The 18711-nt window shown below is 67.7% G+C and carries 12 protein-coding genes; 6 read left to right on the plus strand and 6 right to left on the minus strand.

Going from position 1 to position 18711, the window contains the following annotated elements; all coding sequences use genetic code 11:
* Positions 1 to 3: 3 nt before the first annotated feature.
* From IU452_RS16380 to IU452_RS16390, 3 genes are all read right to left on the minus strand, one after another.
* Entirely contained in the window at positions 4 to 1158 is a 1155-nt protein-coding gene (locus tag IU452_RS16380) for an 8-amino-7-oxononanoate synthase (RefSeq protein ID WP_324192656.1), read from the minus strand.
* Positions 1159 to 1321: 163 nt separating this feature from the next.
* The gene (locus tag IU452_RS16385; RefSeq protein ID WP_195109926.1) at positions 1322 to 2464 is read right to left on the minus strand and encodes an FAD-dependent monooxygenase; all 1143 of its coding nucleotides are present in this window, start codon (positions 2462 to 2464) and stop codon (positions 1322 to 1324) included.
* Positions 2465 to 2535: 71 nt separating this feature from the next.
* Complete coding sequence (locus IU452_RS16390) at positions 2536 to 3804, minus strand: adenosylmethionine--8-amino-7-oxononanoate transaminase (RefSeq protein ID WP_195109927.1); 1269 nt, start codon at positions 3802 to 3804, stop codon at positions 2536 to 2538.
* Between the two features lie 119 nt (positions 3805 to 3923).
* On the opposite strand from IU452_RS16390, the gene IU452_RS16395 reads away from it, so the two are divergent.
* The 4 genes from IU452_RS16395 to IU452_RS16410 all read left to right on the plus strand — a co-directional run bounded on the left by IU452_RS16395 (position 3924) and on the right by IU452_RS16410 (position 11026).
* A complete protein-coding gene (locus IU452_RS16395) occupies positions 3924 to 4862 on the plus strand; it encodes a bifunctional helix-turn-helix transcriptional regulator/GNAT family N-acetyltransferase (protein WP_195109928.1) in 939 nt (312 codons plus the stop codon).
* Between the two features lie 107 nt (positions 4863 to 4969).
* Positions 4970 to 7084 (plus strand): glycogen debranching protein GlgX, encoded by a 2115-nt coding sequence (glgX, locus tag IU452_RS16400; RefSeq protein ID WP_195109929.1) that lies wholly within the window; start codon positions 4970 to 4972, stop codon positions 7082 to 7084.
* A gap of 10 nt (positions 7085 to 7094) precedes the next feature.
* Positions 7095 to 9506, plus strand: coding sequence for a malto-oligosyltrehalose synthase (gene treY / locus IU452_RS16405; protein ID WP_195109930.1), 2412 nt, complete (start codon positions 7095 to 7097; stop codon positions 9504 to 9506).
* A gap of 110 nt (positions 9507 to 9616) precedes the next feature.
* Positions 9617 to 11026 (plus strand): S1 family peptidase, encoded by a 1410-nt coding sequence (locus IU452_RS16410; protein WP_195109931.1) that lies wholly within the window; start codon positions 9617 to 9619, stop codon positions 11024 to 11026.
* A gap of 1 nt (position 11027) precedes the next feature.
* Here IU452_RS16410 and IU452_RS16415 read toward each other — a convergent pair whose 3' ends face one another.
* From IU452_RS16415 to IU452_RS16425, 3 genes are all read right to left on the minus strand, one after another.
* Positions 11028 to 12188, minus strand: a complete 1161-nt coding sequence (locus tag IU452_RS16415; protein WP_195109932.1) for a DUF2235 domain-containing protein — start codon at positions 12186 to 12188, stop codon at positions 11028 to 11030.
* 155 nt (positions 12189 to 12343) lie between these two features.
* The gene (locus IU452_RS16420; protein ID WP_228817940.1) at positions 12344 to 12547 is read right to left on the minus strand and encodes a hypothetical protein; all 204 of its coding nucleotides are present in this window, start codon (positions 12545 to 12547) and stop codon (positions 12344 to 12346) included.
* Positions 12548 to 12802: 255 nt separating this feature from the next.
* Complete coding sequence (locus tag IU452_RS16425) at positions 12803 to 13237, minus strand: hypothetical protein (protein ID WP_324192658.1); 435 nt, start codon at positions 13235 to 13237, stop codon at positions 12803 to 12805.
* Between the two features lie 485 nt (positions 13238 to 13722).
* Between IU452_RS16425 and IU452_RS16430 the strand changes: the two genes are divergently transcribed.
* Entirely contained in the window at positions 13723 to 14742 is a 1020-nt protein-coding gene (locus IU452_RS16430) for an esterase/lipase family protein (RefSeq protein WP_195109934.1), read from the plus strand.
* 416 nt (positions 14743 to 15158) lie between these two features.
* A complete protein-coding gene (dnaE, locus tag IU452_RS16435; protein ID WP_195109935.1) occupies positions 15159 to 18710 on the plus strand; it encodes a DNA polymerase III subunit alpha in 3552 nt (1183 codons plus the stop codon).
* Position 18711 lies beyond the last annotated feature (1 nt).

The following is an 18711-nucleotide window of genomic DNA, read 5'->3' on the forward strand; positions in this document are numbered from 1 at the left end:
GCTTCATGCCTCCTTCCGTCGAGTTGCCGCTCTCGACTCGGCCAGGACGTCGCCGAGAACGGTTGCGATGGTGGCCATTTCGGCGTCGGTGAGATCCGCCCGGGCGGTGAGCCGCAAGCGCGAGGTGCCCTCGGGGACCGACGGGGGGCGGAAGCAGCCGACGCTCAGGCCCCGGGCACGGCAGGCCTGGGCGGCGTCGTAGGCGAGCTGGGCCTGCCCGAGCACCACCGACACCACCGCCGAATCCGGTTGCGGCGCCTCGGCGATGCGGGCGATTTCGGCGGCGCGGGTCAGGACGCGGCCCGCCATCTCCGGTTCGCGGCGCAGCAGGCGCAGGGCGGCGCGGGCGGCGCCGACGGCGGCGGGTGCGAGGCCGGTATCGAAGATGAACGTGCGCGCGGAGTCGATGAGATGCGCGCGCACCCGCTCATCGGCGAGCACCGCTCCGCCTTGGGCGGCAAGGGCTTTCGACAGGGTCGCGGTGATCACCAGATCCGGTTGGCCCGCCAGGCCGAGCTCGTGGACCAGGCCGCACCCGCCCGCGCCGCGCACACCGATGCCGTGTGCCTCGTCGACGACCAGTACCGCACCGTTCGCCCGCACCACCCGGTGCAGTTCGACCAGCGGCGCGAGGTCCCCGTCGGCGCTGAACACCGAATCGGTGACGACCAGCGCCCGCTCCTCGCTGCGCTGCGCCAGCAGCCGATCCACCGCCTCGACATCACCGTGCGGCGCGACCTCCACCCGCGCCCGCGACAACCGGCAGGCGTCCACCAGGGAGGCGTGGCTCCCCGCGTCGGACACCACCAGCGCGCCGCGCCCGGACAGTGCGGTCACCACCCCGAGGTTGGCGGCGTATCCGGACGCGAACACCAGCCCCGCCTCGGCGCCGACGAATTCCGCCAGTTCGGCCTCGAACTGCTCGTGCTCGAGGGTCGTCCCGGTCACCAGCCGCGATCCGGTGGCCCCGGCACCCCACTTGCGCACCGCCTCGACCGCCCCCTCGATCACCTCCGGATGCCGGGAAAGCCCCAGGTAATCGTTGGAAGCCAGATCGATCAGCCCCGTCTCCGGCGCCCGCGCCCGCAGCTCCCGCCGCAGCCCGTCCCGCACCCGCCCGGCGGCCCGCACGTCCAACCAGCTCAACGGATCACTCACAGGTGAAGAGCATACTTGAACGCCGTTCAGGAGCAAGCCGGACGCCCTAGCCGCACCCCTTCTTGCCATCCGCACCCCGTACAGACGGTCGCAAGGGGTGCGGATGGGAAGAAGGGGTGCGGCTATGCAGCGGCCTCACGTTCCCGACGCACCCCGTCTTTGGTTAGTGCGGGGGATTCCAGTCGAGGACGGGCGCGAGGGCGCGTAAGGCGATCCGGTTGGGGGTCAGGCGGACGGTGAGGTTGCGGGCGAGGGTGGCGGGTGGGAAGGACCATTGGGCGGCGAATCCTGCGCGGCGGGAGCGGCGGACGATGGACTGCGTGCGCGGGCGGCGGAGGCGGTCGTAGGCGGTGAGGGCGGTGTCGACGGGGTGGCGGTCGAGCAGGGCGGCGAGGGTGACGGCATCCTCGAGGGCTTGATTGGCGCCCTGGCCGAGGTTGGGGGTCATGGTGTGGGCGGCGTCGCCGAGGAGGGCGACGCGGCCGCGGACGTAGGTGGGCAGGTCGGGGAGGTCGTAGATGTCGTGGCGCAGGACAGTTTCCGGATCGACGGCGTCCAACAGGGCGGGGATCGGATCGTGCCAGGAACCGAATCGCCGTACCACTTCGGCGTATTCGCCGTGCGGACCGCGCTGACCGGCAGGGGCGTCGGCGACGGCGAACATGTACACCCGCCCATCGGCCAGCGGCAGAATGCCGAAACGCTCTCCGCGGCCCCAGCTTTCGCCACCGCTGTGGATCTCGGCCACCGGCCGGGTAACCATCCGCCACGAGGTGTATCCGGCGTACCGCAGACCGCGAGCCTGCGGCCACAGCGATCGCCGCACAGCGCTGTGCGCGCCGTCGGCACCGACCACCAGGTCGGCACGTGTGCTGCCGCCGCTGTGCACGACCTTCGCCCCGGAGCCGTCCTGCTCCACCGATTCGACGGTGATCCCCAGGCGCAGAACGTCTTCCGGAATCGCCTCGTGCAGGATGGAGAACAGGTCGGCACGGTGGATGGCGACCACCGCCCCGTGCCGGCGGGCCACTTCGTCGGTATCGGTTTTCGACAACCAGCGGCCGGTACTGTCGCGAATCCCACCCTCGACATTGATGAGGGCCCGGCGGCGCACCTGCTCACCCAGCCCCAATTCCGCCAGCGCCCGCACACCGTTGGACCACAGGCTCAGCCCCGAACCGACCTCCCCGATCTCGGGCGCCTGCTCCAGAACCCGCACCTGCCGTCCGCACCGCAGCAACGCGAGCGCCGTCGCCAAACCCCCGATCCCGCCTCCGACCACAACCACCGGCTCCCGGTCTTCCATGCCGTCCTCCCGCGCTCTGCCGTCAGCTTCTCACGCCGATCAAACCAGGACGGTGGCCGGTGTTCTGCCGTTCAAGCGCTGGCCGCAGCGATCACCCCGGCGGCAATGCGGTCCACCTCTTCGGCGGTGCTGATGAACGGCGGCATGGTGTAGATCAGATTGCGGAACGGCCGCAGCCACACCCCGGATTCGACGGCGGCGTGGGTGGCCTTGCGCATATCCACCGGGCGGTCGAGTTCGACGACGCCGATCGCGCCCAGTACGCGCACGTCGACCACGCCCGGAATCTCCTGCGCCGCAGCCAATCGGGCGGTCAACCCGGCCTCGATGCCCGCAACCTCGGCCTTCCAGTCCCGCGCCTGCAGCAATTCGATGGAGGCGACGGCCACCGCGCAGGCGAGCGGATTGCCCATGAAGGTCGGTCCGTGCATCAGGGCACCGTGTCCGGCACTGATGGTTTCGGCGATCCTCGCCGTACACAGCGTGGCGGCCAGGGTCAGATAGCCGCCCGTGATCGCCTTGCCCAGGCACATCACATCCGGGCGCACGCCCACCCGGTCGGCGGCGAAAAACGTTCCGGTGCGGCCGAATCCGGTGGCGATCTCGTCGAATACCAGCAGCACGTCATGCTCGTCGCAGATCCGGCGCAGGTCGGTCAGGTACGCCGGATGATGGAACCGCATACCGCCCGCACCCTGCACGATCGGCTCGACGATCACCGCCGCCACCTCGTCGGCGCGGGCCGCCAGCAGCCGCTCGAGCTCCGCGACATACTGCGGCTCATAGTCTTTCGGCGGCATCGGCGCGAAGATCTGCTCGGTCAGCACGTCGGTCCACAGCGAGTGCATGCCGCCGTCGGGATCGCACACGCTCATCGGGGTGAAGGTGTCACCGTGATAGCCGCCCCGCCAGGTGAACAGCCGACGCTTCTCCGGCCGCCCCAGCGCCCGCCAGTACTGCAGGCACATCTTCGCGGCCACCTCGACCGACACCGAACCGGAGTCGCACAGGAACACCTTGTCCAGTCCGGGCGGGGTGAGTTCGACCAGCAGCTGCGCCAGCCGGGCCGCGGGCTCATGGGTCAGGCCGCCGAACATGACGTGGCTCATCCGCTGCGCCTGCGCCACCAGGGCGGCATCGAGCACCGCGTGCCGGTAGCCGTGCACCGCCGCCCACCACGAACTCATGCCGTCGATCAGCTCGCGCCCGTCGGCCAGGGTGAGGCGGGCGCCGGAGGCGGAGGCCACGACCAGCGGCTCGGTACCGGCCGGGAAGCCACCGTAGGGGTGCCAGAGGTGGGCGGCGTCGAGTGCGGTGATTTCTTCGGAGGTCAGGGTCACGGGGATCCTTCACGACGCGGGCTTGAACGCCGTTCAAGTTACCACTTCACCCCTCGAAACCGCTCCGCGATCGGGAATCCCGCGGTAACCTTTGACTTAGTCAAAGGATTGGAGCCGACATGACCGCCGTCACCGACCCCGACGTCGACGCCGAGCATGTGGCCGCGGTACGCGAATTCAATCGCCGCTACACGCGCCTGATCGGAGTTCTGCAGGAACACCTCGTCGACAGCGACTTCTCCCTCACCGAGGCACGAATTCTGTTCGAGCTGGCCCACTTCGGCCCCCTCGAGGTGGTCACCCTGCGCCAGAATCTCGATCTGGATCCGGGCTACCTCAGCCGCATCCTGTCCCGCTTCGAGGAGGCCGGACTGGTACTGCGGCAGCGGTCCGAACACGACGGGCGGCGGCAACTGGTGCAGCTGACCGACCTGGGCCGCGGCGTATTCACCGACCTCGACGGCCGGTCCAGCCGCGCCGTCGCCACCCTGCTCGGCGGTCATCCCCCGACCGCCCGCCATCGCCTCGTCAACGCCATGCACACCATCGAACGCATCCTCGACGGCCGCGCCGCGGCCGAATTCACCATCCGCGACCCCCGTCCCGGCGACTACGGCTGGGTCGTGCAGAGCCACGCGGCCCTCTACGCCGCCGAATACGGCTGGGACATCAGCTACGAGGCGCTGGTCGCCCGCATCGTCGCCGACTACCTGGAAACCCGGGAGCCACACACCGAACGGGCGTGGATCGCCGAACGCGACGGCGAACCGATCGGCAGCGTGTTCTGCGTCCGCGAGGACGACACCACCGCCCGGCTGCGCCTGCTGCTGGTCGAACCGTCGGCCCGCGGCCTCGGGGTCGGTAGCGCCCTGGTCGGCGAATGCCTGCGCTTCGCCACCGATGCCGGATACCGCAGCATGGTCCTGTGGACCAACGACGTCCTCACCGCGGCGCGGCGCATCTACGAACGCGCGGGCTTCGAGTTGATCGAATCCGAGCCACACCACAGTTTCGGCAAGGATCTCGTCGGGCAGACGTGGCGGCGGTCGCTGGTGTGAGGTCGCGAATTGCACGCCCGTACCGAACCGATCCCATATTCACGTAGGACCGGCACTCTCGCCCCACCCGCACCGGTTCGTCGGAGGTGGCGGTTAGTGTCGGTGGCATGGTTCAGCCCGACGCAACCGGTGATGCGGCGCCGCTCGGCGTCTGGCCCGGTACCGCCTATCCGCTCGGGGCCACCTACGACGGGGCGGGCACGAACTTCTCCGTCTTCTCCGAGGTCGCCGAGCGGGTGGAGCTGTGCCTGATCGACGACGCGGGGGCCGAGACGCGGATACCGCTGGAGGAGGTCGACGGCTACGTCTGGCACGCCTACGTGCCGACCATCGCCCCCGGCCAGCACTACGGCTTCCGGATGCACGGGCCCTACATCCCCGAGCGCGGTTTACGCTGCGACGCAAGCAAACTGCTGCTCGACCCGTACGGTAAGGCCTTCGCGGGCGATTTCGACAACGATCCCTCGCTGCACACCTACGGCCTGGATTCGCTGGGCCACACCATGACCGGCGTGGTGATCAACCCGTTCTTCGACTGGGCCGACGACCGCGCCCCCAAACGCCCCTACCACGAGACCGTCATCTACGAGGCCCACGTGAAGGGCATGACGATGACCCATCCGCTGGTCCCGGAGGAACAGCGCGGCACCTACGCGGGCATTGCACACCCGGCGATCATCGAACACCTGAAAGCATTGGGCGTCACCGCGATCGAGCTGATGCCGGTGCACCAGTTCGTCCACGACCGGATGCTGCTGGACCGGGGGCTGCGAAACTACTGGGGCTACAACAGTTTCGGATATCTGGCCCCGCACCACGAATACGCCTCGGATCGGCGCCCCGGCGCCGCGGTCACCGAATTCAAGGCCATGGTGCGCGCCCTGCACGCCGAGGGCATCGAGGTGATCCTCGACGTGGTCTACAACCACACCGGCGAGGGCAACCATCTGGGCCCGACCATCTGCCTGCGCGGCATCGACAACGCCGCCTACTACCGGCTGATGGAGGACGATCCCGCGCACTACATGGACTACACCGGCACCGGCAACAGCCTCAACGTGCGCCACCCGCACACCCTGCAGCTGATCATGGATTCGCTGCGGTACTGGATCCTGGACATGCACGTCGACGGCTTCCGTTTCGACCTGGCCGCCACCCTGGCTCGCGAATTGCACGATGTGGACCGGCTTTCCACCTTCTTCGATCTGGTGCAGCAGGACCCGGTGGTGAGTCAGGTGAAGCTGATCGCCGAACCGTGGGACGTCGGCGAGGGTGGCTATCAGGTCGGCAACTTCCCCGGCCTGTGGACCGAATGGAACGGCAAATACCGCGACACCGTGCGCGACTACTGGCGCGGCGAGCCGTCGACCCTGGGCGAGTTCGCCTCCCGGCTGACCGGCTCGTCGGATCTGTACGAGGCCACCGGGCGCCGCCCCAGCGCCAGCATCAACTTCGTCACCGCCCACGACGGGTTCACGCTGCGGGATCTGGTGTCCTACAACGAGAAACACAACGAGGCCAACGGCGAGGACAACCGCGACGGCGAAAGCCACAACCGCTCCTGGAACTGCGGCGTCGAGGGGCCCACCGACGATCCGGAGGTGCTGGCGCTGCGGGAACGCCAGAGCCGCAACATGATCGCCACGCTGGCGCTGTCGCAGGGCACCCCCATGCTGTTGCACGGCGACGAGATGGGGCGCACCCAGAACGGCAACAACAACGCCTACTGCCAGGATTCACCGCTGTCGTGGATGGATTGGACGCTGGCGCAGAAGAATGCCGACCTGCTGGAGTTCACCCGCAATGCGATTGCCCTGCGCACCGACCACCCGGTGTTCCGTCGGCGGCGCTTCTTCGACGGGCGCCCCGACTCCGGCCACGACCGTCCCGGCGACATCGCCTGGCTCACCCCGTCCGGCGAGGAGATGACCGCCGCCGACTGGGACTCCGGGTTCGGCCGCTCCCTGGCGGTATTCCTCAACGGCGACGCCATCGGGGAGCCGGGCCCGCGTGGGGAACGCATCACAGACGACTCGTTCCTGCTGTGCTTCAATGCCCACGACGCACCGATCGGCTTCACCCTCCCGGGCGCCGACTTCGGCGACCGGTGGTCGGTGGCGCTGGACTGCTCGACACCCACCGGGGAGACCGAGGCCGACTACCTCGCCGCGGCCACGGTCGAGGTACCCGCGCGCTGCCTGCTCGTCCTCCGCCGTACATGATCGATACGAGATGACAGACAACCCGTTGCCCGACCAGCTCACCAGCCCCATCGGCCGGCAGACGTCGGTCCGCAGTACCTACCGGTTACAGCTGCGGCCCGACGCGCTGACCTTCGCCGACGCCCGCACGATCGCGGAGTACCTGCAGCAGTTGGGCATCTCGCACCTGTACCTGTCGCCGATCATGACCGCCGCGCACGGCTCGACGCACGGCTACGACGTCACCGATCCGACCACGGTCTCGGCGGCACTGGGCGGACCGGCCGGGCTCAAGGCGCTGTCGGACGAGCTGCGCAGCCGCGGCATGGGGCTGATCGTCGATCTGGTGCCCAACCACGTGGGCGTGGCCGATCCGCGGCAGAACCCGTGGTGGTGGGATGTGCTGCGCAACGGCAAGCAGTCCCAGTTCGCGCACTTGTTCGATATCGACTGGAGTCCGGGCAACGGGGCGGGCGGGCGGCTGGCGCTGCCGGTGCTGCAGAGCGAGAACGACCCGGCCGCGCTGACCGTCGACCGCAGCGGGCCCGAGCCCATGCTCGCCCTGCACGACCTGCGGTTTCCCATCGCCCCCGGCACCGACGGCGAGAATGCGCTGCGCATCCACGACAAGCAGCACTACCGGCTGGTCAGCTGGAAGGCCGGGATCTGCACCTACCGGCGCTTCTTCGCGGTGTCGAGCCTGGCCGCGATCCGGCAGGAGGATCCGGCGGTGTTCGAGCTCACCCATCGGGAACTCATCGCCTGGTGTGAGCACGACCTCATCGACGGGGTGCGGGTGGACCATCCCGACGGGCTGGCCCAGCCGGCCGCCTACCTGGCGAAACTGCGCCGCATCCTCGGGCCGAAGCGGCTGCTGCTGGTGGAGAAGATCCTCTCCGATCGCGAACCGCTGGATGCCACGCTGCCGATCGACGGCACCACCGGTTACGAGGCGCTGAACGTCCTCGGCGGCGTTCTCATCGATCCGAGCGGGGAGGCCACGCTCACCGACCTGTCGCGCGAGGTGTGCGGGCACGGCAGCGACCGGGAGTGGTTCGCCGACAACGAGCATCGCATCAAGCGCGCGGTGGCCGAGAAACTGCTGGTGCCCGAGGTGCGCAGGCTGGTCGCGGCGATCAAGCGCGACGCGAATGCCGACGACTTCGACACGATGGCCCTGACCAACGCCACCATCGAGGTGCTGTCGTTCGTCCCGGTCTATCGGACCGACTACGCGCCGCTGGCCGGGATGCTCGCCGCGGTGGTGGCCGAGGTCGAGCGGCGCAACGGGGAGCTGGCAGCACCGCTGTCGGTGCTGGTGAGCGCGCTGGGGGTCGGCGGCGAGGCGGCGGTGCAATTCCAGCAGGTGTGCGGTGCGGTGACCGCCAAGGCCGTCGAGGACACCATGTTCTATCAGGCGGCCCGGCTGGTGTCGCTGCAGGAGGTGGGCGGCGATCCGGGCCGATTCGGGCGCTCGCTGCTGGAATTCCATCTCGCCAACGCCGAACGCGCGCATCGCTGGCCCGCCTCGATGACCACGCTGTCCACCCACGACACCAAGCGCGGTGAGGATGTGCGCGCCCGGATCGGGGTGCTGTCGCAGCTGGCCGACACCTGGTCGCAGGCGGTGACGGCGTGGAACGACATCACTCCCCCACCCGACGGCGCGACCTCACTGTTCCTGTTGCAGAACATGTTCGGCGTCTGGCCCGCCGACGGGCGACCCGCCGCCGCGGTGCCCGGGCTGCGGGAGCGGCTGCATCTGTTCGCGGAGAAGGCCGTTCGCGAGGCGGGCACCAAATCCTCCTGGGAGGAGCCCGATCTCGACTTCGAGGCGGAGCTGCACGGCTGGATCGACGCGGTGATCGACGGCCCGGTCGGCGCGGAACTCGCCGAGCTGGTGGCCCAGCTGTCCCCGCACGCCTGGTCGGATGCGCTGGCGCAGAAGCTGTTGCAGCTGTGCGGGCCCGGCATCCCCGATCTCTACCAGGGCTGCGAGCTGTGGGAGGACTCGCTGGTCGATCCGGACAACCGCCGTCCGGTCGACTTCGGGCAGCGGCTGGCGATGCTGCAAACGCTGACCGGCACACCGGAATTGGATTCCTCGGGCGCGGCCAAGATGTGGGTGGTGGCCTATGCGCTGTGGCTGCGCCGCGAACGCCCCGATTGCTTCGTCGGCGGCAGCTACCTTCCGCTGTTCGCCACCGGCGAGCAGGCCGGGCATCTGGTCGCCTACGCCCGCGGCCGCCTCGGCGAGCCACCGCAGGTGATCGTGGCCGCCACCCGCCACAGCGTCGCCCTGAACGACACCGGCTGGGGCGACACCACGCTGAACCTCCCCCAGGGCATCTGGACCGACCGCCTCACCGGCCAGACATTCAGCGATCGAGTCAGGCTGGAGAAGATGTTCACCCGCCTGCCCGTGGCCCTGCTCGTGAGGTGACACGCCGGGCGCGACACGCGGAAAACCACCTGGTCCATTTTGTGACTGATGTGACATAGCATCAGGCGCTGCAAGCCGCACCATCGTCGCGTTCGGCAGGAGGCAGCTCGATGGAGTTCGGTATCCGTGCGCGCCGGGTGGCGCTGGGCTGCTGTGTGGTGGCCACCGTGGTCGGGTCGATGGCGTGCCCGGCGTCGGCGACTCCGCAGCCCCAGGATGTGCCACTGCCCCCGGAGCTGGTCGAGGCGCTGCAGCGCGATCTGAAGATCGGCGCGCAGCAGTACCTCGAGCGCACCCGGAACGCGCAGCGGTTGGCCGACTTCGCCCGCATCGCCCGAGTGGCGCACCCGACCGTCTTCGCCGGTGTCCGCATGGACGGCGACCGGCCCATCGTCTCGCTGACGAACGGGACCAGCAGCTCCGTCGCCCGCAAGTCGGCCGAGCAGGCCGGCTTCATCGTCGAAACCGTCGCCCAGAGCGAGGCGGCGCTGCGCGAGCGGCGAATTGCGTTCCAACGCTGGCTGTCGCGCCAGCCCGCGACACTGGCCGAGTCCGTGATCGGTTACGCCGTCGACGTGGTGCACAACACCGTCACCGTCCGGGTGACCAAGGACGTGCAGTTCCCCAGCGAAGCGGGGCCCGTCCGCTCGATCGCGGCGATCGCACCGACCACGGGGCCGTTCAGCGGTTCGCCCATCAGTCGGTCGACGCCCGACAGCCTCTCCGGTGAGGCCGTCTTCGGAGGCCAGCCCTACGCCTTCGACTTCAACGGCCGGACGGGCAAGTGTTCATTCGGTTTCAACGGCACCGACGCTGCGGGCAACGCGGTGAATCTCACTGCAGGACACTGCAATCCCGACAATCTGTTGCCCCCGGGCGAGAAGCCGACGGAACCCCGCCAGGTGTTCGAAACGTCGTTCGACGCGAAGGACAAGCGGCGTGGCGACCCCCTCGGCTCCTTCGAGAAGTCCAATCTCGGGCCGCACGACTACGCGGTCATCCGCATCGCCGACTCGCAGGCGCACCGTTTCCGGAACAACATGGTGACCACCCGTCGGATCACGGTGCCCGGCCCGTTGACCAGCGGCTCGGGGTCGGGCAGCGGTATCCGTCCACCCACCAGCAGCAGTGAGGGACTGCTGGGCCCCCTGCCCGCCGCCATCCGCATCGACGGGACGATGGACCCGGTGGTCGGCGCCACCGTCTGCAAGGCCGGACTGCGGACCGGTTACACCTGCGGCATGGTCATCGAGACCGACCTGACCCTCGATGTCCGGCAGCGGCCCGAGGACCCGAAGCCCGCGCACCTGGAGCACATGTTCGCCGCCAATGTGTGCGGCCAGCACGGCGACAGCGGCGGGCCGATCTTCGCCGGTACGAAGGCCGTCGGCGTCAACAGCGCTGTCGCCATGGACCCCACCGCACCCGAGGACGGCTGCGGCTTCCTGGCCCTGCTCGTCGGTCAGCCGATCAACCCGGTGCTGCAGGCCAATCCGGGCTTGACCGTGCGAACCAACTGAGTCAGACCACCGCGGGCTCGGATACCTCCCGCGCCATCTCGGTGATGGGGCTGGTCTCGATCTTCTCCACCGGAAGCGGCTGGCCCACTTCGCGCTGCCACCGCTCCACATTCGGCGGACGGTATTCGGCGCAGGGCTCGGCGGTGGAGGCCAGCGCCACCCGATGCGCCTCCGGATCGCCCAGGCGCCGCCATGAACCCGGGTAGAACCGCCGGTTGAACGGACGGCACACGGTCCCGATCAGATTCAGGATCCGGTACAGCGGGGTCAGTGAATTGTGCGGGGTCACCGAGTTGTCGAAGGTCGGGCCGAAGGCGATGAGCCGCTCCAGCCGTTCCCGATCGAACTGCAACCCCTGCTGCTCGGCCTCGCCGACCATCCACCGCAGGGTGATATCGGACAGGCGGCTGTCGGGATAGCCGCCGCCGATGTCGGTGTGCACTCCCTTGAACCACACCTGCTTGACCCGATCGGGCCGCTGCTCCTGGACACCGGCCTCGTCGGTGATCTCCCACAGGCAGGGCGCGAAGGCGCGGCGGCGCTCGTTGATGGCCAGCGCCTGGCGGGCGCAGTGCACGATCGGTGACAGCCGCACGTCGTGGAAGCGGTGGCGCCATGAGGTCACCACCGGCATGCCCAGCGCGCCGACGGTGTCGAACACCCCGATGAACTTGATCGGCACCGGGTAATGGGAGTGCTGCTCACGGAACTGCACCCACTCGCACGGATCCGGATCGTCGGGATGCCGCTTGCGCTGCCGGTAGATCTTCAGCGCCCGCGGGTACTGCTTGGCGATCATCGCGTCGGCGGTCAGCAGCCCGAGGCGGTTGATCATGCCCGCGAGGCTGCGCGCGGTGTAGGCGCCGCGGCTGAAGCCGAAGATGAAGATCTCGTCGCCGGGTTCCCAGTTCAGCGCCAGCTGCCAGTACATCGTGGACAGGTTCGCATCCAGCCCCAGCCCGAACGCCCCACCGAGCAGTTTGTCCGCCAGATAGCCCTGGGAGCCGGGCCCATCGGCGTAGAACACTCGCTGCTCCACCGGCTTCCCGGTGCGCAGAGTGGTGTTCAGCCGGACCGATTCCGCGATTTTGACGATATTCGACACCGTGGGATTGGATTCGGAACCCCAGGTGCCGTCACAGCACACCACCAGACGTTTCATGAGCAGATCCTCCCGCCCCGTATCTCCGGGATCGCGCGTAGCCAACTACCCGAATATCGGGACGCCGGTACGCAGGCGTTAATAGTCTCGCCCGATCGGTTTCGCCGTGCTCACGGTTTTCTCACGAACGAACCGGCATCGTGATCCTCGCGCCCTTACGGCGTCCGCTGAGGTGAATGCTCGGGTTCCGGTTCGATGCCGCGGCGGCGCAGGTCTGCCCCCGACAATAGGGGCCACCCTTTGCGCAGGACGTGATCGAGCCAGATGCCGCAGGCCTGGGACGTGAGTACCGCGGTCAGGACCAGGGTGGTGAAGAACGGGGCATTGATAATGCCGGCGTCGAAGGCGACGGAGGCCATCACTGGAGCCGAGGGTGGCGGCGGCGATGGCGGTCGCCACCGACAGCACGCCCTCTCAGCGTCTGCGCTGCGGCCGGAAGATCTCGGCGCGGCCGAGTTCAGGGCCCGCGACGCAGAGTTCGATATCCCCCGAGTGGTGGGTGCAAGGGTCGATGAGAGTGCCCTGATGCCAAGCGTTCCGAGACGACTGGACCAAGGTTCGGCGGGACCCCGGCCACCCGGGTGTGATGCCGGGTGGCCGTTCGATGCCGGTGACTAGCCCTGGTAGGGCTGGACGGTGAAGCGGAGTTCGCCGGATTCGGGGATGTGGGGGGCGGCGACGGAGACGGTGGCGGCGAAATTGCCGTAGCCGGGGTTGAAGATGGCGCCGGGGCCGCTGTTGCCCCAGAAGCCGGGGCCGTTGGCGATTTGGGTGAAGCTGCCCGCCTGGCCGTTGTCGAGATTGCGCCAGTTCAGTGTGATGGGGAGTGAGCATGGGCCGACGCCCAGCAGATTCGCGCCGACGGTGAAGGCCGCCGCGCCCGGATAGGCATTGCCGTTGACCGAGGTGTCGACGATGGCGACACAGGGGCCGTTCGCCAAGGAGTAGACGGTGGTGAACTTGCCGCCGTTCGGGTCGGCGGAAGCCGGTGCGGCGGTGGCGATTACGGCCGCGGTGGAGACGGCGGCAGCGGCGGACAGGGCACTCACGGATCGAACTGAACGCATCATTACCCCCAAGTGGTTGGTGATGGTCATGTCGTTGTGACGCATCGCTCACGCTACCAGTGGGGCCGACAGTCGTGATCACGCGCACAGCGACCGATAGGGGTCTGCGGCCGACGGGTCGCTGCGGTGCAACGGCTGTGAACCACCCGACAACCCATGCACAACAGGCATGACTCCCACTGTCGAACATGGCCTCTCCGAGATCGCACGAAATCCGCGACGTGCCGCTGCATCGCCGAGATTCATTGGGTGAACACCGAATACGCGACCGGGGGACTGTACGGCCACTCAGCTTTCAGTCTGCAGATTCATATGCGTATTTGGCGTTAATCCAAGCTACAACACACTCGTGAGCACACTCACAGCAACATTATTTCCATCTGGGCGCTAATCTCTTCACAGCTGGACGGCCGACCAGTTGTTATTCGAGACATGTGCTTCGCGCACGAAATTCCAAAGGCAACACCATGAGAGTTCTTCGCCGCATGCCCCGGACCGCGGCGATCGCCGCAATGGCCGCAATGATCGCCCTCGGTCCGGTCACCGGCACCGCCCTTGCCGATTCCGGCTCCCATTCCTCCGATACCGTCGGCTACGGGCCGATATTCACCGACGAAGCGGTCGCCTTCGTGTACGGGCTGGCCAATCCCGATGTCGCACCCCAGGGCTCCAACAACTGGGCGTGTAAGCCGGATGCGGCCCACCCCCGCCCGGTCGTGCTCGTGCACGGCACCTGGGCCAGCGCCTTCGGCGCCTATTCCTACATGTCACCGCAGCTGGCCAAGGCCGGATACTGCGTATTCACCTTCAATTACGGCCGCGCCGACTCCCCCGGCAAAGGTCTGGTCCAGCCGACCATCGGGGCCACCGGCTCCATCGAGGATTCTGGGAAACAGTTGGCCGCCTTCGTCGATCGCGTCCTGGCCGCCACGGGTGCCGACCGAGTGGATATGATCGGCCATTCCCAGGGCGGTGTGGTCGCCCGGCAGTATCTGAAATTCGACGGTGGCGCCGACCCCGCCGACCCGTCCCGCAACAAGGTGAAACACCTCATCACCTTCGGCGCCACCAATCACGGCACCACAATGAGCGGACTGGGTAATCTGCTCGGAATCATCAAGGCACGCACGGGAACCGATATCACCCAGCCGACCGAGGATCTGATCGGTCATGCGGGAATCCAGCAATTGATCGGTTCACCCGTCCTGACGAAACTCAATGCCGGCGGCGACACCGTTCCCGGCGTCGACTACACCATCGTCGCCGACGACCTGGACGAGGTCTCCACTCCCGATACCCGCACTTTCCTCACCGCGGGACCGGGCGCCACGGTCGACAACGTCACCCTGCAGGACGGCTGCCCGATCGACACCTCCGACCACAACTCGATGCTCTACTCCCCCAGAGCCGTGTCCATCGCCCTGCACGCCCTGGACCCGGTGGCGCACCCGAATTCGGTCTGCACCACCAATCCGTGGCTGCTGTGACCCTGCAGGCGTGAGGTGGATCCCTGCGCCGCGACCCTAGGGGGCCGCGGCGCGGGGAAACCGAGGGACGGCCACGCAAGGAAACGAGGGACGGCCACGCAGGGAACGAGGGCGGGCCGCGCAGGGGAACGAAGGCGGGCCACGCAGGGGAACGGGCCGCGCAGGGGAACGGGCCGCAGGGAGGTGAGCCAGAAGGCGCAGCGGGACGAGAAGGGGTGCGCAGCGGAAGTCATTGTGGCGGTGGTGGTTCCGAGGAATGGGGTGCTCGCGGCTTGCGGCGGCCGACACGCTGAGGTGCGACACGCCGATCTTGGTGCCGGGGTGACCAGGGGCGTGAGCTATACCATGCGGCGGTTCGGCGGGTCGCCAGCGTGGCGGGCCGTTCTCGTCGGTGGGTGCCTCTAGAATCCGATGGCGTGTCAGCCTCGTCGGGATCTTTCGTCCATCTCCACAACCACACCGAGTACTCCATGCTCGATGGTGCGGCGAAGATCACGCCCCTGTTCAAGGAGGCCGAGCGGCTGGGGATGAGCGCGGTCGGCATGACCGACCACGGAAACATGTTCGGTGCGTCGGAGTTCTACAACTCCGCCAAGAAGCAGGGCATCAAGCCGATCATCGGCATCGAGGCCTACATCGCCCCCGAATCCCGGTTCAACACCAAGCGCGTGCTGTGGGGCGATCCGAGCCAGAAGAGCGACGACGTCTCGGGCTCGGGTGCCTACACCCACATGACGATGGTCGCCGAGAACGCGACGGGCCTGAAGAACCTGTTCAGGCTGTCGTCGCTGGCCTCCATCGAGGGCCAGCTCGGCAAGTGGTCGCGTATGGACGCCGAGATCATCGCCCAGCACGCCGAGGGCATCATCGCCACCACCGGCTGTCCCTCGGGCGAGGTGCAGACGCGGCTGCGGCTGGGCCACGAGCGCGAGGCGCTGGAGGCGGCGGCCAAGTGGCAGGAGATCTTCGGCAAACAGAACTTCTTCCTCGAGATCATGGACCACGGCCTGTCCATCGAGCGCCGCGTCCGCGAGGGCCTGCTCGAGGTCGGCCGCAAGCTCGGCATCCCGCCGCTGGCCACCAACGACTGCCACTACGTCTACGAATCCGACGCCAAGAACCACGAGGCGCTGCTGTGCGTGCAGACCGGTAAGACGCTGTCGGATCCCACCCGCTTCAAATTCGACGGCAGCGGCTACTACCTCAAATCCGCCGCGGAGATGCGCGCCATCTGGGACGCGGAAGTCCCGGGCGCCTGCGACAACACGGTGCTCATCGGCGAGCGGGTGCAGTCCTACGACGAGGTGTGGACCCACCGCGACCGGATGCCGATCTTCCCGGTCCCCGAGGGCGAGACCCAGGCGACCTGGCTGCGCAAGGAGGTCTTCCGCGGCCTGGAGCGCCGGTTCCCGGGCGGCGTGCCCGACGAGTACGCCCGCCGCGCCGACTACGAGCTCAACGTCATCATCGAAATGGGCTTCCCGGCCTACTTCCTGGTGGTCGGCGACCTGATCAACCACGCCCGCGAGGTCGGCATCAATGTCGGCCCGGGCCGTGGTTCGGCGGCCGGTTCACTGGTCGCCTACGCCATGGGCATCACGAATATCGACCCGATCCCGCACGGCCTGCTGTTCGAGCGATTCCTCAATCCCGAACGCGTGTCGATGCCCGATATCGATATCGACTTCGACGATCGCCGCCGCGGCGAAATGGTCCGCTACGCCACCGAGAAGTGGGGCAGCGACCGGGTCGCCCAGGTGATCACCTTCGGCACCATTAAAACCAAAGCCGCGCTGAAGGATTCGGCGCGCGTGCAGTTCGGCCAGCCGGGCTTCGCGATCGCCGACCAGATCTCCAAGGCGCTGCCGCCGCCGATCATGGCCAAGGACATTCCGCTGTCGGGAATCATGGATCCCGAACACGAGCGGTACAAGGAGGCCGCCGAGGTCCGGGAGCTGATCAACACCAACCCGGACGTCGCCAAGATCTACGAGACCGCCCGCGGCCTCGAGGGCCTGATCCGTAACGCGGGTGTGCACGCCTGCGCGGTGATCATGTCCTCCGAACCGCTGATGGACGCCATCCCGCTCTGGAAGAGGGCCCAGGACGGGGCGATCATCACCGGCTGGGACTACCCGTCCTGTGAGGCCATCGGCCTGCTGAAGATGGACTTCCTGGGCCTGCGCAACCTCACCGTGATCGGTGACGCCCTGGACAACATCAAGGCCAACCGCGGCATCGACCTCGATATGGACAACCTGCCGCTGGACGATCCCGCGACCTACGAACTGCTCTCGCGCGGCGACACTCTGGGCGTGTTCCAGCTCGACGGCGGCGCCATGCGGGACCTGCTGCGCCGCATGCAGCCCACCGGCTTCGAGGACATCGTCGCGGTGCTCGCGCTGTATCGCCCCGGCCCGATGGGCATGAACGCCCACAACGACTACGCCGACCGCAAGAATGGGCGCCAAGAAGTCAAGCCCATCCATCCGGAGCTGGAAGAACCGCTGAAGGACATCCTGGCCGACACGTTCGGTTTGATCGTGTACCAGGAGCAGATCATGCAGATCGCGCAGAAGGTGGCCGGGTATTCGCTCGGTCGAGCAGACATTCTGCGCCGCGCGATGGGTAAGAAGAAGGCCGAGGTCCTCGAGGCGGAATTCGAGGGCTTCGAAAAGGGCATGCAGGAGAACGGCTTCTCCAAGCCCGCCATCAAGGCGCTGTGGGACACGATTCTGCCGTTCGCCGGATACGCGTTCAACAAATCGCACGCCGCCGGCTACGGCCTGGTGTCGTTCTGGACCGCCTACCTCAAGGCCAACTACAAGGCCGAATACATGGCGGCACTGCTCACCTCCGTCGGCGACGACAAGGACAAGGCCGCGGTCTATCTGGCCGATTGCCGTCGCCTCGGCATTCAGGTGCTGCCGCCCGATGTCAACGAGTCCGAGCACAACTTCGCATCGGTCGGCAACGACATCCGCTTCGGCCTGGGGGCGGTGCGCAATGTCGGCGCCAACGTGGTGGCCTCGATCATTCATGCGCGCAAGGAGAAGTCGAAGTTCACCGATTTCTCGGACTACCTCAACAAGATCGACACCATCGCCTGCACCAAGAAGGTCACCGAATCACTGATCAAGGCCGGTGCGTTCGACTCGCTCGGACATCCGCGCAAGGGTCTGATGCTGGTGCACTCCGATGCCATCGACGCGGTGATGGCCACCAAGAAGGCCGAGGCGATCGGTCAGTTCGACCTGTTCGGCGGCCTGGACGACACCGACGAATCGGTCGCCTCGGTGTTCAACGTCAAGGTGCCCGACGAGGAATGGGACACCAAACACAAGCTCGCACTCGAGCGGGAGATGCTGGGCCTCTACATTTCCGGGCATCCGCTCGACGGCGTCTCCCACGTGCTCGCCGCGCAGTCCGACACCCAGATCCCCACCATTCTCGAAGGGGACCTCAAGGACGGGTCGCAGGTCACCGTCGGCGGCATCCTGGCGTCGGTGACCCGGCGCGTCAACAAGAACGGGATGCCCTGGGCCTCCGCCCAATTGGAGGACCTGTCCGGTGGCATCGAGGTGCTGTTCTTCCCGCAGGCGTTCTCGGTGTACGGCATGGACGTGGTCGAGGACGCCATCGTGCTCGTGAAGGCACGGGTGTCGGTGCGCGACGACCGCATCTCGCTGATCGCCAACGATCTGGTGGTGCCCGACCTGTCGGCCATCGGCGTCGAGAAGCCGCTGGCGGTGACCATTCCGACCCGGCTGTGCACCCCCGACAAGGTGAACGCCCTCAAGCGCGTGCTGCGCAGCCACCCGGGCACGGCCGACGTCCACGTCCGCCACGTCGGCGCGCGCGAGAAGACGACGCTGCTGAAGCTCGACGACACCCTGCGGGTATCGCCGTCATCGGCGCTGATGGGTGATCTGAAAGCACTGCTGGGGCCCGGCTGCCTGACCCTCTGAT

This window comes from Nocardia transvalensis, assembly GCF_015477765.1.
Classification (GTDB): Bacteria; Actinomycetota; Actinomycetes; order Mycobacteriales; family Mycobacteriaceae; genus Nocardia; species Nocardia transvalensis_A.

Bases quoted from the DNA above. Each gene is read 5' to 3' on its own strand.
- IU452_RS16385 (WP_195109926.1), bottom strand. From the start codon at position 2,464: ATGGAAGACCGGGAGCCGGTGGTTGTGGTCGGAGGCGGGATCGGGGGT.
- IU452_RS16395 (WP_195109928.1), top strand. From the start codon at position 3,924: ATGACCGCCGTCACCGACCCCGACGTCGACGCCGAGCATGTGGCCGCG.
- glgX (WP_195109929.1), top strand. From the start codon at position 4,970: ATGGTTCAGCCCGACGCAACCGGTGATGCGGCGCCGCTCGGCGTCTGG.
- treY (WP_195109930.1), top strand. From the start codon at position 7,095: ATGACAGACAACCCGTTGCCCGACCAGCTCACCAGCCCCATCGGCCGG.
- IU452_RS16410 (WP_195109931.1), top strand. From the start codon at position 9,617: ATGGAGTTCGGTATCCGTGCGCGCCGGGTGGCGCTGGGCTGCTGTGTG.
- IU452_RS16415 (WP_195109932.1), bottom strand. From the start codon at position 12,188: ATGAAACGTCTGGTGGTGTGCTGTGACGGCACCTGGGGTTCCGAATCC.
- IU452_RS16420 (WP_228817940.1), bottom strand. From the start codon at position 12,547: ATGGCCTCCGTCGCCTTCGACGCCGGCATTATCAATGCCCCGTTCTTC.
- IU452_RS16430 (WP_195109934.1), top strand. From the start codon at position 13,723: ATGAGAGTTCTTCGCCGCATGCCCCGGACCGCGGCGATCGCCGCAATG.